Origin of the sequence: Bradyrhizobium sp. CCBAU 65884 (assembly GCF_028128835.1) — a bacterium.
Taxonomy (GTDB): domain Bacteria; phylum Pseudomonadota; class Alphaproteobacteria; order Rhizobiales; family Xanthobacteraceae; genus Bradyrhizobium; species Bradyrhizobium ottawaense.
Window position 1 is genome coordinate 26,477 of the sequence record NZ_LBJU01000112.1, and the last position, 14,291, is coordinate 40,767.

At 64.4% G+C, this 14,291-nt stretch carries 15 protein-coding genes, 1 tRNA gene and 1 pseudogene; 12 read left to right on the plus strand and 5 right to left on the minus strand.

The genetic code is table 11. The annotated features are described in order from the left end of the window. Positions 1 to 24 precede the first annotated feature (24 nt). Positions 25 to 288, minus strand: coding sequence for a hypothetical protein (locus XI03_RS15280; protein WP_271592560.1), 264 nt, complete (start codon positions 286 to 288; stop codon positions 25 to 27). A gap of 102 nt (positions 289 to 390) precedes the next feature. Between XI03_RS15280 and XI03_RS15285 the strand changes: the two genes are divergently transcribed. After that, positions 391 to 924: an REP-associated tyrosine transposase gene (locus tag XI03_RS15285; RefSeq protein WP_271592561.1), complete on the plus strand. Its 534-nt coding sequence runs from the start codon at positions 391 to 393 to the stop codon at positions 922 to 924. Between the two features lie 157 nt (positions 925 to 1,081). Here the strand turns inward: XI03_RS15285 and XI03_RS15290 are convergent, their stop codons facing one another. Further along, positions 1,082 to 2,059, minus strand: a complete 978-nt coding sequence (locus tag XI03_RS15290) for a GlxA family transcriptional regulator (RefSeq protein WP_028141431.1) — start codon at positions 2,057 to 2,059, stop codon at positions 1,082 to 1,084. 153 nt (positions 2,060 to 2,212) lie between these two features. Between XI03_RS15290 and XI03_RS15295 the strand changes: the two genes are divergently transcribed. The 5 genes and pseudogenes from XI03_RS15295 to XI03_RS15315 all read left to right on the plus strand — a co-directional run bounded on the left by XI03_RS15295 (position 2,213) and on the right by XI03_RS15315 (position 6,047). Next, positions 2,213 to 2,470 (plus strand): tautomerase family protein, encoded by a 258-nt coding sequence (locus XI03_RS15295; protein WP_028141432.1) that lies wholly within the window; start codon positions 2,213 to 2,215, stop codon positions 2,468 to 2,470. Between the two features lie 181 nt (positions 2,471 to 2,651). Further along, positions 2,652 to 4,070, plus strand: coding sequence for an NfeD family protein (locus XI03_RS15300; protein ID WP_028141433.1), 1,419 nt, complete (start codon positions 2,652 to 2,654; stop codon positions 4,068 to 4,070). Further along, positions 4,067 to 4,828: a slipin family protein gene (locus XI03_RS15305; RefSeq protein ID WP_018320108.1), complete on the plus strand. Its 762-nt coding sequence runs from the start codon at positions 4,067 to 4,069 to the stop codon at positions 4,826 to 4,828. Before XI03_RS15300 ends, XI03_RS15305 begins: the two co-directional genes overlap by 4 nt. 216 nt (positions 4,829 to 5,044) lie before the next feature. Next, a pseudogene (locus tag XI03_RS15310) lies at positions 5,045 to 5,182 on the plus strand (asparaginase domain-containing protein); the annotation flags it as partial. 91 nt (positions 5,183 to 5,273) lie between these two features. Further along, entirely contained in the window at positions 5,274 to 6,047 is a 774-nt protein-coding gene (locus XI03_RS15315) for an asparaginase (protein ID WP_271592608.1), read from the plus strand. 83 nt (positions 6,048 to 6,130) lie between these two features. Here the strand turns inward: XI03_RS15315 and glnA are convergent, their stop codons facing one another. Beyond that, positions 6,131 to 7,540 carry a type I glutamate--ammonia ligase gene (glnA, locus tag XI03_RS15320; RefSeq protein ID WP_018320110.1) on the minus strand — a complete coding sequence of 470 codons (1,410 nt, stop codon included), beginning with the start codon at positions 7,538 to 7,540 and terminating at the stop codon, positions 6,131 to 6,133. Between the two features lie 151 nt (positions 7,541 to 7,691). Continuing rightward, positions 7,692 to 8,030 carry a P-II family nitrogen regulator gene (locus XI03_RS15325; protein ID WP_007603495.1) on the minus strand — a complete coding sequence of 113 codons (339 nt, stop codon included), beginning with the start codon at positions 8,028 to 8,030 and terminating at the stop codon, positions 7,692 to 7,694. A 381-nt stretch (positions 8,031 to 8,411) separates the two neighbouring features. Here XI03_RS15325 and XI03_RS15330 point away from each other — a divergent pair, with 381 nt between their 5' ends. The 4 genes from XI03_RS15330 to XI03_RS15345 are packed head-to-tail and all read left to right on the plus strand — an operon-like array spanning position 8,412 to position 10,970. Beyond that, positions 8,412 to 9,911 (plus strand): NAD(P)H-hydrate dehydratase, encoded by a 1,500-nt coding sequence (locus XI03_RS15330; RefSeq protein ID WP_271592562.1) that lies wholly within the window; start codon positions 8,412 to 8,414, stop codon positions 9,909 to 9,911. Next, positions 9,911 to 10,375, plus strand: coding sequence for a GNAT family N-acetyltransferase (locus XI03_RS15335; RefSeq protein WP_271592563.1), 465 nt, complete (start codon positions 9,911 to 9,913; stop codon positions 10,373 to 10,375). Before XI03_RS15330 ends, XI03_RS15335 begins: the two co-directional genes overlap by 1 nt. Before the next feature lie 9 nt (positions 10,376 to 10,384). Next, positions 10,385 to 10,681 (plus strand): type II toxin-antitoxin system RelE/ParE family toxin, encoded by a 297-nt coding sequence (locus tag XI03_RS15340; RefSeq protein ID WP_271592564.1) that lies wholly within the window; start codon positions 10,385 to 10,387, stop codon positions 10,679 to 10,681. Between the two features lies 1 nt (position 10,682). Then, positions 10,683 to 10,970 (plus strand): addiction module antidote protein, encoded by a 288-nt coding sequence (locus tag XI03_RS15345; RefSeq protein ID WP_038971411.1) that lies wholly within the window; start codon positions 10,683 to 10,685, stop codon positions 10,968 to 10,970. A gap of 8 nt (positions 10,971 to 10,978) precedes the next feature. Here XI03_RS15345 and XI03_RS15350 read toward each other — a convergent pair whose 3' ends face one another. After that, on the minus strand, positions 10,979 to 12,307 hold the full coding sequence (locus tag XI03_RS15350; protein ID WP_271592565.1) for a multicopper oxidase family protein: 1,329 nt from the start codon (positions 12,305 to 12,307) through the stop codon (positions 10,979 to 10,981). Positions 12,308 to 12,461: 154 nt separating this feature from the next. On the opposite strand from XI03_RS15350, the gene XI03_RS15355 reads away from it, so the two are divergent. Both XI03_RS15355 and tig read left to right on the plus strand, forming a co-directional pair. Next, positions 12,462 to 12,546 (plus strand) — tRNA-Leu (locus XI03_RS15355). Positions 12,547 to 12,719: 173 nt separating this feature from the next. Continuing rightward, positions 12,720 to 14,081, plus strand: coding sequence for a trigger factor (gene tig / locus XI03_RS15360; protein ID WP_028141437.1), 1,362 nt, complete (start codon positions 12,720 to 12,722; stop codon positions 14,079 to 14,081). The last annotated feature ends 210 nt before the right edge of the window (positions 14,082 to 14,291 follow it).

Below are 14,291 nucleotides of genomic sequence, written 5' to 3' on the forward strand. Positions count from 1 at the left end.
GTAGACGGTCGCCTCGCGCTGTGGCTAAGTCCGGGCCCAGAGCAGCGAAAGGGGCGCCCGATGCCGTATTTCCCGTCTGGACACGACCGAGACTTCCGCGTCTGCAAGGTGCTTGCCGACCTGTTTTGCGCAATCTTGCTCGGGACCTTTTCCATCGTCTTCTTCGGCTGGGTCGGCGGCATTGTCGCGTTCGTTGTCCTCGAAGTGTGCCTGATCGGGCTCGATTGGCTGATCCCGAGCACGGACGACGCGGCTGGCGTTGTTCGCTAAGCGCAGCGCCACCGTCACGGTCCTTCTCCTGCTCGCATCCTCCGCATTCGCCCAGAGCGGGCCGTAGGGCGGATTAGCCGAAGGCGTAATCCGCCATCTTGTCTTGATTGGGCAGCTTCAATGCCAAACTATCGCCGTGCATTTGTTCCGGGTGGTTGCTGGTTCTTCACGGTCAATCTTCTCGACCGCAAGCAGAGGCTGCTCGTCGAGCACATCGCAGCGCTGCGCGCGGCTGTTGCAGCGACGCGTCGGGACTATGCTTTCGCGATCGATGCGTTTGTCGTTCTTCCGGACCACCTTCATGCAGTCTGGACGCTTCCGGACGGCGATGCCGATTTTTCCATGCGGTGGAGATTGATCAAGACGCGCTTCGCGAAGACCTTGCCGAAGACGGAGCCTTTGACCGCGGTACAGATCGCAGGACGGGAGCGTGGCATATGGCAGAACCGATTCTGGGAGCACCTCATCCGCGACGAAACCGACTACGCACGCCATGTCGAGTATTGTTACATCAATCCCGTGAAGCATGGTTATGTGACCCGCGTGTTGGCCTGGCCGCATTCGTCGTTCCACCGAGATGTCGAGGCGGGCCTGTTTCCTGAGGATTGGGCAGGAGAGAGCAGCACGGACGGTGACTTTGGCGAACGTGCATGAGCGTCACCAGCAGTCGGCGGATTACGCCTTCGGCTAATCCGCCCTACGTAAACCAATCAGTAGGAATTGCTCCGCCCTGATTTTTGCGGCTCTGATTTGTTCTTTGAGAACGAAGTGGAGTCGGATGCGGAACGAAAGCGGACGGCTCGAAGGCGTCTCACATCGTCCGCTCCATCCGTCGCGCGCGATAGGCCTGCGGTGACATCAAAGTGAGCTTGCGGAATGCCTTGCGAAAGCTGCTCTCGTCCTCATAGCCGGTCGTGCGCGCGATCGCCTTGATCGGCTGTGTCGTCGTCTCCAGCAACGTGCGCGCGTGCTCGACGCGGCGGCGCATGATGAAGGCCTGCGGCGGCTCGTGCGTGAGCTCCTGAAACTTCCGGTTCAGCGTCCGCTCGCTGAGGCCGAGCGCGCCGGCAAGCCGTTTGACCGTCATGGGAGCCTTGCCGGTGCGGCGAACCAGGAGGTCGGCCCTGGTCAGCAGCGGGTCCTGCGAGAGCAGATAGCCGACGGGCATGAAGATCGACTGGGTGCGCTGCGCGGTATCGATGACGACGTAGTCCGCGCATAGTTTTGCGGTCTCCTTGCCCTCGACCAGCTCGATCAGCCTGAGCAGCAGGTCGACCCACGACATCGGGCCAGCTGCGCAGACGATGCGGTCCGCAACTGTGATGACGGCGTCGGCGGCGAGGTCGATGGTGGGATGACGCTGCCGCAGTTCGCCCTGCAGCCACCAGGTGATGGTGGCGCGGCGGTTGTCGAGCAGGCCGGCGCCGGCCAGCAGGAACACGCCGCTGCAGAACGCGCCGATCAGCCGGCCGTTCGCGTGTTGCTGCCGGAGCCAGGCGCCGGCCCGGGCATATTGCGGTTGCAGGCGCTCGGCCGTGACGTGATCGACGAGGTTACCGGGGACGAGGATCGCGTCGAAGCGAGCGCGTTGCCCGATCCCGCCATCGACCACGACCATCCGGCCGCCGCCGGCGCGCACGGGTTTGCCGTCGAGCGAAAGCGTCTGCCAGCTGAAGCGGGATTTTGCGCCGCTCTGCTGCATGACGTGATTGGCGAGCGACAGGATGTCGGCGACGCCGGCGATCGCCGAATGCATGCAGCCTTCCAGTGCCAGAATTGCGAGCTTCATGAGACCCCCCGGGGTTGATGCCGCGATCCTATCCGATCGGGTCCGCGGGCGCGTGGCGGAAATTGCCTGATCTCTGTCTTATCCGCCACTGCCTTGCGGAGAGCGCCCGGTCCAATCTGCCGCCGTCGTCACCCGACATGATTGGAGAGAGACATGCCTTACGTCACCATTTCCACCGTCCGCGGCATTCTGGATGCCGCGCAGAAGAAGACGCTGCTCGAACGCGTCACCGACCTCCTGGTCGAGGTCGAAGGGCAGGGCAGCCCGGATTTCCGCCGCAACGTCTGGGTCAGGATCGAGGAGCAGGAGCCCTCGCACTGGTCGCTCGGCGGCATGCAGCCGACAGCTGAGATCATCGCGAGCACGTTCGGCCCGATCGGGACGGACGGGGTGCGGATCGCCCGGCGCTAGCAGCACGGAATGCGTGGGCGGATCAGCTCAAGGCATGGTCCGCCCGCCACCGCCCCGTGCTCAACCGATCTACGGGGCGGTTTCCATTGCATCGCACAATCAGGACAAGGGCCTGCACCAGCACACGGCTGCATTGAGGTTCGAGAGGCGAACACCATATGCTCTGCAAGGGAGCCCTGCCGTGCAGACCATGAAGGCGGCCCTCGTTGCGGCGATTGGCGTCGTGGCTTTGATCTGCTGCCTCCTTCCCAGTTCAGCGGAGGAGAACGGCCGTCTTGCACTGATTGTGTCGATCGACGGAGCCATTGGCCCTGCGTCGGCCAGTTACGTGAAGGAGGCCTTGGCCAAGGCAAGCGAACGGCGCGCCGAGGTCGTGCTTCTGAGAATCAACACGCCCGGCGGCCTCAATACCAGCATGCGCGAGATCATTGCGGATGTGCTGGCCTCGCCCGTGCCCGTCGTCGGTTACGTCGCTCCCTCCGGCGCCCACGCGGCGAGCGCGGGGACCTATATCCTTTATGCGACCCACATCGCGGCGATGGCGCCGGGCACCAATATCGGTGCGGCAACGCCGGTGCAGATTGGCGGACCGCTGCCGGGGCTGCCGGGCGGCACACCGGACAAGGGCGGCAAGGACAAGAAGGACGGCGACCAGCAGAGCGAGAAGGATCAGCCCAGAGATCAGCCCAAGGATGCGATGACGGCAAAGGTGACCAATGACGCGGTTGCTTTCATCCGCAGCCTTGCGGAGCTGCGTGGCCGCAATGTGGACTGGGCGGAGAAAGCGGTCCGTGAGGCCGCCACTCTCTCTGCCAACGGCGCGCTGCAGGCCCACGCCATCGAGCTGGTCGCGCGCGATCAGGCTGAATTGCTGAGGCAGCTCGATGGCCGTGTGGTGGAGGTTGCAGGCGGCAAGACGCAACGCCTCGCGACCAAGGATGCGGTCGTCGAAGCCATCGACCCCGGATGGATATCCCGCTTCCTGGCGGTCATCACCGATCCGAATGTGGCGTTCATTCTCCTGATGGTCGGCATCTACGGCCTGATCTTCGAGTTCATGTCTCCCGGAGCCGTCGCTCCCGGCGTGGTCGGCGCGATCTGCCTGCTGATCGGTCTCTATGCGCTCAATTTGCTGCCGATCAACTATGCCGGCCTTGCCCTGATGCTGGTCGGCATCGTGCTTCTCACCGTCGAAGCCTTCAATCCGACGGTGGTGATCGGTCTCGGGGGCATCATCGCTTTCGTGCTGGGAGCGCTGATGCTCTTCAGGGTCGAGGCGCCCGGCTACCACCTGTCGTGGTGGGTGATCGGCATCACGGCCGCCGTGTTCGCCGGCTTTGCTCTGGTCGTGCTTGGTTCGCTTCGGCGTGCCGCCCGGGCTCCGGAACGGGTCGGCGCGCAGGCGATGCGAGGCTTGCCCGCCGAGGTTCTCGACTGGAGTGGGAGCGAAGGTCACGTCTTCGCCCATGGCGAGCGCTGGCAGGCGCGTGGCGCCGAAACGTTCAAGCCCGGAGAGACGGTCGAAGTCGCGAACGTCGTCGACCTGACGCTGCTGATACGGCGCGCACCGGCCAGGACCGGTGAGGGAGGTACATCATGATGCTGGAATATCTGACCTATGCGGCGCTTCTGCTGCTCGTCATCATGTTTCTATCCCAGGCCATTCGGATCCTGCGCGAATACGAGCGTGGCGTCATCTTCACGCTCGGCCGTTTTACCGGCGTGAAGGGCCCGGGCCTCATCATCCTCATTCCGGTCGTGCAGCAACTCGTCAAGGTCGACCTCCGCGTGATGGTGCAGGTCGTGCCGCCGCAGGACGTGATTTCGCGGGATAACGTGTCCGTCAAGGTCAACGCCGTTCTGTACTTCCGCATCGTCGACCCCGAACGTGCCATCATCAAGGTCGGTGATTACATGGCCGCCACCAGCCAGCTCGCGCAGACCACGTTGCGCTCGGTGCTCGGCAAGCACGAGCTCGACGAGATGCTGGCCGAGCGCGACAGGTTGAACGCCGACATCCAGGAGATCCTCGACAAGCAGACCGACGTCTGGGGCATCAAGGTGACCGGCATAGAGATCAAGGACGTCGATATCAACGAAACCATGGTGCGCGCGATTGCCAAACAGGCCGAGGCGGAACGGTTGCGGCGTGCCAAGGTGATCAATGCGATGGGCGAGCAGCAGGCTGCCGAAAAGCTCGTCGAGGCCGGCCGGATTCTCGCGCAGGAGCCTCAGGCGATGCAGCTGCGTTACTTCGCGGCCCTGCACGATATCGCGGGCGAACGGTCGTCGACCGTGGTCTTTCCGCTGCCGACGGGCCTGCTCGACCATTTCATGCCGCGGCGGGACAATCCTTAGCGACAAGCAACAGGCTGACCCATCTTCGGCCCCATTGGGCGTATCGAATGTCGATCCCAACTTGAACGGGAGGAGAATTCGATGACGAAGCATGCCGCCAGACCCGCAATCCACCGCCGAAATCGGCCGTGGATCCTCGCCGCTCCGCTGATCGCCCTCGCACTTTGGTCGTGCGGGATCGCCGCGGCGCAGGCCGCCGAATCGGGCAAGGACGCGATGGCTGCCGGCCTGCCGCGCATTCTCGTGCTTGCGACCGGCGGCACCATCGCAGGCCAGGCCGACGCGCGTGCGACCGGCGCCTACAAATCCGGCCAGATCACGGGCGAGCAGCTGATGCAATCGGTGCCGGGCCTGGACAAGCTCGCAAAGCTGAACGCCGAGCAGATCTCGTCGATCGGGTCCCAAAACATGAACGACAAGGTCTTGGTTTGCGCTGGCCCGTCGCATCCAGGAGGCCTTCGACAAGAACGAGGCCGATGCGGTCGTCATCACCCATGGCACCGATACGCTCGAGGAGACCGCGTTCTTCCTCGACAACGTGGTGCGCGGCGACAAGCCGGTGGTGATCGTCGGCTCGATGCGGCCGGCGACGGCCGTCAGCGCGGACGGCCCCGGCAATCTCTACGAGGCCGTGCAGGTGGCGGCCGACCCGCGCTCGCGCGGGCGCGGCGTGCTGGCGGTGCTGAACGACAAGATTCAGGGCGCACGCTCGGTCACCAAGACCAACACTACCAGCATCGAGACGTTCAGCTCGGCCAATGACGGGCCGGTCGGCTATGTCGACAGCGCCGGCGGCATTCGCTTCATGGCGCAGGCTCAAGGTCTCAAGCGCGCGACCTATCAGCTTCCAGCCGGCGAGCAATTGCCGCGCGTCGCGATCGTGTACTCGCACGCCAACATGGACGCCGTTCCGATCGAGGACGCCATCTCGCACGGCGCCAAGGGCATCGTGCTTGCCGGCGTCGGCGACGGCAACACCTCGAAGCCGGCGCTCGATGCGCTCGAAGCTGCGGCGAAGAAGGGCGTCATCGTGGTTCGCTCGACGCGGGTTCGGTCGGGCTTCGTGACGCGGAACGTCGAGGTCGATGACGACAAGAACGGGTTCGTCGTGTCCGAAGACCTCAATCCGCAGAAGGCGCGGGTGCTCACGCAATTGCTGATCGCGGGTGGCGTGACCGCGCCGGCAGAGCTGCAGAAGGCCTTTACGGCGACGTGGTAGCGGGCAGGTCGTACACCCTACGATCAAACGAAAAGGCGCTCCTTGCGGAGCGCCTTTTGCTTGTCGGATACCTTCCGGGCCGTTTAGCCCGAATAGTACATCTCGAACTCGACCGGATGCGGGGTCATTTCGAAGCGGGCGACTTCGGTCATCTTCAGCTCGATATAGGCGTCGATGAAGTCGTCGTCGAACACGCCGCCGGCCTTGAGGAAGCCGCGGTCCTTGTCGAGGTTCTCGAGCGCCTCGCGCAAGCTACCGCAGACGGTCGGGATCTGCTTCAGCTCTTCCTTCGGCAGGTCGTAGAGGTCCTTGTCCATCGCCGGACCCGGATCGATCTTGTTCTTGATGCCGTCGAGGCCGGCCATCAGCATCGCGGCGAAGCCGAGATACGGGTTGGCCATCGGATCGGGGAAGCGCACCTCGACGCGCTTGGCCTTCGGCGAAGCGGTGTAGGGGATGCGGCAGGAGGCCGAGCGGTTGCGCGCGGAGTAGGCGAGCAGCACGGGGGCCTCATAGCCCGGGACCAGGCGCTTGTAGGAGTTGGTCGACGGGTTGGTGAAGGCGTTGATCGCCTTGGCGTGCTTGATGATGCCGCCGATGTAGTGCAGGCAGGTCTCCGAGAGGTCGGCGTATTTGTTGCCGGCGAACACCGGCTTGCCGTCCTTCCAGATCGACTGGTGCACGTGCATGCCCGAGCCGTTGTCGCCGAAGATCGGCTTCGGCATGAAGGTGGCGGTCTTGCCGTAGATGTGCGCGACCTGGTGGATGCAGTACTTGTAGATCTGCATGTGGTCGGCCATCAGCGTCAGCGTGTCGAACTTCATGCCGAGTTCGTGCTGGGCGGAAGCGACTTCGTGGTGATGCTTCTCGACCTTGACGCCCATCTTGGCCATGGCGCCCAGCATCTCCGAGCGCATGTCCTGCACCGAGTCCTGCGGCGGGACGGGGAAGTAACCGCCCTTGGTGCGGATGCGGTGGCCGAGATTGCCGCCTTCATATTCGGTGTCGGAGTTGGTCGGCAGCTCCGAGGAGTCGAGGCGGAAACCGGTCTTGTAGGGCTCGGCCGAATAGCGCACGTCGTCGAACACGAAGAACTCGGCCTCGGGGCCGACGAACACGCTGTCGCCCACGCCCATCGACTTCACCATGGCCTCGGCCTTCTTGGCGATGCCGCGGGGGTCGCGGTTGTAGGGCTCGCCGGTGGTCGGCTCGAGCACGTCGCAGGTGATGACCATGGTGGTCTCGGCGAAGAACGGGTCGATCGTCGCGGTGACCGGATCGGGCATCAGGCACATGTCGGACTCGTTGATCGCCTTCCAGCCGGCGATCGAGGAGCCGTCGAACATCGTTCCTTCGGCGAAGATGTCATCGTCGATCATGCTGACGTCGAACGTCACATGCTGCCACTTGCCGCGCGGATCGGTGAAGCGCAGGTCGACGTACTTGACGTCGTTGTCCTTGATCGATTTCAGGACGTCTTTGGCGGTCTTCATGCATACCCCTTTTGGCTCTGCGGGTCGGTTTCCAGATGAGCAAAATTATTCTCGCTCGGGCGAGTTTTGCGCGACCGCACAAACGAAATCAGGCCGCCGAAGCAGCCTTCTTTCTAGTCGGAGTGTCGCAAAATTCGGGATAGCACCCGGCTCAGATAGCGTCCAGCCCGGATTCGCCGGTTCGGATGCGGATCGCCTCTTCGATGTTGGAGACGAAGATCTTACCATCGCCAATGCGTCCGGTTTGCGCGGCGCGGCGGATCGCGTCGATGGCGCGCTCGACCAGATCGTCGCCGATCACGATCTCGATCTTCACCTTGGGCAGGAAGTCGACGATGTATTCTGCGCCGCGGTAGAGCTCGGCGTGCCCCTTCTGCCGGCCAAAACCCTTGGCTTCGGTGACGGTGATGCCCTGAAGGCCGACTTCCTGAAGCGCTTCCTTCACCTCGTCGAGCTTGAATGGCTTGATGATGGCTTCGATTTTCTTCACTGCGCGCCTCCGGCCTTTCGATCAAATAGCAACGTCTTCGTCAGGATGCGCTTTTCTTAACGCACGATCTTGTCTTCGCTATGCCTGAAACCCTGACCAGTCCGGCAACAACGGCCGGCCACACCCTGATAGATGCCAGTGAGCACGACGAACCGAAGCGGCTTCCTCGAAAGCAGGGTCTATGCCAAGTTGCACATGTCCTGATTGTTGGAGCGTTATCAGCCTTTTAACGAGCATCTCTGAGTAGTGGTGCCGACCTGCACAAAATACCGAAGACTACGAAATAGGCAAACGGTTCAATAAGTGTGCAGATCGATGTTCCCCAGGGTGGGGCGGCGCGGCATGTGCCTGTTGAAAAGGCGTTTGGACCAGGGAAGTGGCATGGAAGTTCTGACCACCGCTGAAATGCAGCGCGCCGACCAGCTCACCATCGCAGCCGGCACGCCCGGTTTCAAGCTGATGCTGAGCGCGGGCCAGGCCGTCGCCGAGGCCGCCCAGGCGCTGGTGGAGGAGGGGCCGATCCTGATCGTGGCCGGCCCCGGCAACAATGGCGGTGACGGTTTTGTCGCAGCCGCCGAGCTCGCCGCGCAGGGGCGGGAGGTCTCGGTCATCCTGATGTGCGAGCGCGACCAGCTCCAGGGCGACGCGGCCTCCGCGGCGCGCGGCTGGAAGCATCCGGTGCTGCCGTTCAATCCACAGGCGATCGGACGCCCGGCGCTGATCATCGATGCGCTGTTCGGCGCAGGCCTCAGCCGTCCCGTCGACGGCGAGGCGCGCGCGATGATCGAGGCGATCAACGCCAACTGCGCCCCGGTGCTCGCGGTCGACCTGCCGAGCGGTATCAACGGCACCAGTGCGGCGGTGATGGGCGCGGCGGTGAACGCCACCGAAACCGTCACCTTTTTCCGCAAGAAGCCGGCGCATCTCTTGCTGCCCGGCCGGATGCATTGCGGCCGGGTGCGCGTCGCCGACATCGGCATCGACGCGCAGGTGCTGGACGAGATCGCGCCGCAGACGTTCGAGGACGATCCGGATGTCTGGGGCGCCGCCTTTCCGGTGCCGCGCATCGATGGCCACAAATACGCGCGGGGGCATGTGCTGGCAGTCTCCGGCGATGCGGCGGCGACCGGCGCTGCGCGGCTCGCCGCGCGCGGCGCGCTGCGGGCAGGGGCGGGCCTTGTGACATTGGCGAGCCCGCGCGATGCGCTCGCGATCAACGCGGCTGCGCTCACGGCCGTCATGGTTCGCCCCGTCGATACCGTCGTCGAGTTCGGCGAGCTGCTCGGCGACAAGCGCTACAACACCTGCATCATCGGCCCCGGCGCGGGCATCGGTGAGCGCACCTGCGATCTCGTTCACACCGCGCTGAGCGCGCAGCGTCGTCTGGTGCTCGATGCCGATGCCCTGACGAGCTTTGCCGCAACCCCCGAGCGCCTGTTCGAATCGATCAAGTCATCGCAAGACAACGCGGTGGTGCTGACCCCGCACGAGGGCGAGTTTCCGCGCCTGTTCTCGGACCTCAGCAACAAGCACCCGGGCCGCTCCAAGCTGGAGCGCGTGCGCGACGCTGCCGAGCGCTCCGGCGCGGTGGTGCTCCTGAAGGGCCCGGACACCACCATTGCCGCCCCCGACGGCCGCGCCACCATCGCTGCCAACGCGCCGCCCTGGCTCGCCACCGCCGGCGCCGGCGACGTGCTCGCCGGCATCATCGCCGGTCTGCTGGCGCAAGGCGTGCCGGCCTTCGAAGCCGCCAGCATCGGCGTCTGGATGCATGGCGAGGCGGGACGAGAAGCCGGGCCGGGCCTGATCGCGGAGGATCTCACCGAGACGCTGCCGGCTGTGCACCGGCGGATCTATGATGCGCTGGGGGTGGAGTACTAGTGCTCAGACAGCTCGCGCTCGCCGACATGGGCGCGGCAGCGCAAGTCCATCGGATCGCATTCGACCAGGCGATGCCGTCGCTCCTCGGGCTACGCACGCCGGATGAGGACCGCTGGTTCTACCGCGAGCGCGTCTTTCCGACGTGCCGCGTGTGGGGACGGTTCGAGGGTGATGTGCTGAGCGGGATCATCGCGTTCCGTGACGGTTGGATCGAGCAGCTCTACGTACTTCCGGCCGCTCAAGGCCGCGGCGTTGGCACCGAGCTCCTCGACGTCGCCAAACGGGCCTGTGACCGGTTGGAGCTCTGGACCTTCCAGCGCAACACGCGGGCGCACCGCTTCTACGAGGCGCGTGGCTTCGTGCAGGTCGAGCAGACCGCCGGGGCGCGGAACGAGGAGAGAGAACCGGACACCCGCTACGTTTGGAGGCGCAGAACACTTGATTTGTGTTCGCTTGTAGTCTAAAAACTACAGGTGGTCGAGCTCAAGCAGACTGAAACATTTCGGAAGTGGCGATCGCGACTCAAGGATGAGCGTGCCAAAGCACGGATTGCGTCGCGATTGGACCGGTTGGCACTAGGCCACGCAGGCGATGTCGAGCCGGTGGGCGATGGAATAAGCGAACTGCGTATCCATTACGGCCCCGGCTATCGCATCTATTTCCAGAAGCGCGGCAGCCTGATCATCGTTTTGCTGTGCGGCGGCGACAAGAGCACGCAGGCGAAAGACATCAAGGCGGCTAAACGCCTTGCCGAGACGTGGAGCGAATGAGATGGCCGAGAAGCTGACGACTTATGACCCGGCCGAGGACCTCCAGTCCGACGAGGCCATTGCCGTCTTTATGGAAGAGGCGTTCAAGACGGAGGATGCAGCCTATATTGCACATGCCCTTGGGGTCGTCGCCCGCGCCAAGGGGATGACGCAGATTGCCAGGGATACCGGCCTGTCTCGCGAGCAGCTCTATCGCTCGTTCAGCACCAACGGCAATCCGACGCTCAAGACGACGATCGCGGTGATGAAGGCGCTTGGAATCGAACTCACGGCCAAGCCGCACGCCTAATCGCGGCCTCACTCCACCCCATACCATCGCACCAGCCGCGGCGCGGCCCAGTCGGTTGCGACGGATTCGATCAGCCATTGTCCGGGGGAGGTCGCCGCGAAGGCGATGCGCTGGGTCTGGCCGGGCTCGATGGCGAGCGTGTCGAGCCAGTACGGCTTCCAGCCGTCGTCGAGCTTGTCGAGCAGGCGGAAGTGGTGGCCGTGGAGGTGGAAGACGGTCGTCACCGGGCCTGTGTTCTTGAGGGCCAGCACGACGGTGCGGCCCGCCTTGGCGCGGAGGGCCGGGGCGGAGGATCTGGAGAAGTCGGCACACCGTGCCCATCCAGCGTCGGCTGCGCCGAGCGCGACATCGAACCGCAGGGCGCCTCGGAGATCCAGCTTGTCGGGCAGGTCGTTGGAAGGGAGCGGCTGCGGCGGCAACAGCGGCGCGCGGCGCTCCAGTCTGCCGGAGACCGCAAGCGAGCCGATCCGGTGCGCCTCCTTGCCGTCATGGAGCAGAATCGGGGCCGAGCTGGCCGCATCCACAATGGCATCGGCACGCCCGCCCGGGGCCAGGACCAGAGCACCGTTGCGCGCCGGGAACGGTTCGGCGGGTTGTCCGTCCAGGGCCATTACCCGGACGTCGTGGTTTTCCAATTTGATCGCCAGAACAGTGCGTTGGGAGCCGTTGATGAAGCGCAGCCGCAAACGCTCGCCAGCTGCAGCTGAGAGTTCAAATGAAGTCTGTCCGTTAAGCGTATAGAGCGGCGTCGCGTCCTTTGGGGCCCGTCCCGGGGGGAGTGCGGTGCCGTCCGGCCGCAACCGCCACTCCTCGATCAGCAGGACCTCGTCGCGATCGACCGCGCCAGCGTTTGCCTCCTGCGCGATGACCGGAAGCGGGCGCGCAGGCCGCGTCAGGACGTCCTCGAAGAGGCGGAAGTCCGCCAGCAGGGTTCCCGCGCTTGGTACTGAAATAATTGAGGTTTCGGTCGCGCCCGGCGGAGCGGGCGCGCGCCCGCGCAGCGGGTCGGCCGCGGCCGGGCCATTGAGGCCGTACCAGGCTGGGGCAAGTGGGACAGGCAGGTCGTTGCGAAACACCACCTCGCAGCGGTCGCCGCGCTTGAGACGGACGCTCCCGAGGTGGCTTACGGCGGCCAGCTCCCAGATTGGTGTAGCTGGCTGAGCCGGCCTCAGAGCCAAGGTTTGCGGCCTTGCCTGAAGGGAAAGCTGGGCGGTCAGGGCCGGGGCGGCACTGCTGGCGACCAACCCGGCCGCCGAGGCGCCAAGCCCGGTGCCAAGCCCGGCGGCAAGGCCGGCCAAAAGCTCACGTCGGGTCGGGTCGAAGAACCGCGTTTTCATGGGCCGATCCGGACCACGCTACGCTGGATAAGTCCAGCCGTCGTGCCTACGTAAAGCCTGCCTCCATCGGGCCATTTTTTTGCTGCGAACAGTCAGGCACATGTTATAAGCCCGGCCGCCCGCGGCATCGCGGCCGGTCTTGATGCAAATTTACGCGGGCGTGGCGGAACTGGTAGACGCGCTGGATTTAGGTTCCAGTGACGAAAGTTGTGGGGGTTCGAGTCCCTCCGCCCGCACCAAGCGCTTATCGCGTTTGCACGGATTACGAGACCTGCTTTCGCGCGGATGTTTGTCCGCCGGGAGCCGGTTCGATGAAGCACCGGCGTTGAGGCGTTTGCCCCGCGCCGGATCGATTAATGACAGCGTCCCGACGCATGCGCGCCGGGACCGAACGGGAAGAAGATTGGACGCCATGCAGGTCACAGAAACCCTCTCGGAAGGTTTGAAGCACGAGTTCAAGATCAGCGTTCCCGCGTCTGATCTCGACGCCAAGGCCGGCGCCAAGCTCGTCGACCTCAAGGACAAGGTCCGCATCAACGGCTTCCGCCCCGGCAAGGTGCCGGTCACTCACCTGAAGAAGGTCTACGGCCGCTCGGTGATGGCCGAGACCATCGACCAGACCATCCGCGACACCAACACGCAGCTGTTCTCCGAGCGCGGCTTCCGCCTTGCGACCGAGCCGAAGATCACCATGCCGAGCGAGCAGGCCGAGGTCGAGGAGCTGCTGAGCGGCAAGACCGATCTGACCTACACGGTCGCGATCGAGGTGGTGCCGGCGATCGCGCTCGCCGACTTCAAGACCTTCCAGGTCGAGAAGCCCGTGGCCGACGTCACCGACGCCGACGTCGACGAGGCGATCAAGCGCATCGCTGATACCAACCGCGGCTATGCCGCGAAGGCCGAGGGCGCCAAGGCCGAGTCGGGTGACCGCGTCACCATCAACTTCAAGGGCTCCATCAACGGCGAAGTCTTCGAGGGCGGCACCGGCGAAGGCATCCAGGTCGTGATCGGCTCCAACACCTTCATTCCCGGCTTCGAGGAGCAGCTGACCGGCATCGGCGCGGGCGAGACCCGCACGCTGAAGGTGTCGTTCCCGAAGAACTACATGAACGACAAGCTCGCCGGCCAGCCCGCCGAGTTCGAGACCACCGCGACCTCGATCGAGGCGCCGCAGGACATCGCGATCGACGACGAGTTCGCCAAGACGCTTGGCCTCGAATCGCTGGACAAGCTCAAGGAAGCCGCGCGCGAGCGTCTGAACGTCGAGTTCGCCGGCGCGACGCGCCAGCGCGTCAAGCGCGCGCTGCTCGACCGCCTCGATGAAGCCCATCGCTTCGAGGCGCCGCCCTCGCTGGTCGACGAGGAGTTCAATCTCATGTGGAACTCGGTCAAGGCCGAGATGGACTCCGCGGGCAAGACCTTTGCCGACGAGGACACCACTGAGGACGCCGCCAAGGAAGAGTACCGCAAGATCGCCGACCGCCGCGTGCGGCTCGGTCTCGTGCTCTCCGAGATCGGCGAGAAGAACAAGATCACCGTGACCGACGACGAGGTCGGCCGCGCCGTGATCGAGCGCGCCCGCTCGATGCCCGGCCGCGAGAAGGAAGTCTGGGACTATTACCGCAGCAACGCCCAGGCGTTGGCCCAGCTCCGTGCACCGATCTATGAGGACAAGGTCGTCGACTTCATCCTCGAGCTCGCCAACGTGACCGAGAAGAAGGTCTCGCGCGAGGACCTCTACAAGGACGACGAGGCGGAAAAGACCGCAGCCTGAGGCCCGTTCCGATACCATCGGAATGGGGCTCTGAGGCAGCCATCCATTAAGGATGATCGGCAAAGAGGCCCAGCTAGCCAGATGGCCGGCTGGGCCTCTTCGTACGAATCAGCTTCAACTGCCCCGCGGATTAAGCCTTAATGCGCTCCGCACTTGTCAGGTGCGAATTGGGCTATATCTGTCGGTACGCCTTCTACCTCTACCAAGTTC

Coding starts and splice junctions, on each gene's coding strand:
- XI03_RS15285 (WP_271592561.1), top strand. CDS start 391: ATGCCAAACTATCGCCGTGCATTTGTTCCGGGTGGTTGCTGGTTCTTC.
- XI03_RS15290 (WP_028141431.1), bottom strand. CDS start 2,059: ATGAAGCTCGCAATTCTGGCACTGGAAGGCTGCATGCATTCGGCGATC.
- XI03_RS15295 (WP_028141432.1), top strand. CDS start 2,213: ATGCCTTACGTCACCATTTCCACCGTCCGCGGCATTCTGGATGCCGCG.
- XI03_RS15305 (WP_018320108.1), top strand. CDS start 4,067: ATGATGCTGGAATATCTGACCTATGCGGCGCTTCTGCTGCTCGTCATC.
- glnA (WP_018320110.1), bottom strand. CDS start 7,540: ATGAAGACCGCCAAAGACGTCCTGAAATCGATCAAGGACAACGACGTC.
- XI03_RS15330 (WP_271592562.1), top strand. CDS start 8,412: ATGGAAGTTCTGACCACCGCTGAAATGCAGCGCGCCGACCAGCTCACC.
- XI03_RS15345 (WP_038971411.1), top strand. CDS start 10,683: ATGGCCGAGAAGCTGACGACTTATGACCCGGCCGAGGACCTCCAGTCC.
- XI03_RS15350 (WP_271592565.1), bottom strand. CDS start 12,307: ATGAAAACGCGGTTCTTCGACCCGACCCGACGTGAGCTTTTGGCCGGC.
- tig (WP_028141437.1), top strand. CDS start 12,720: ATGCAGGTCACAGAAACCCTCTCGGAAGGTTTGAAGCACGAGTTCAAG.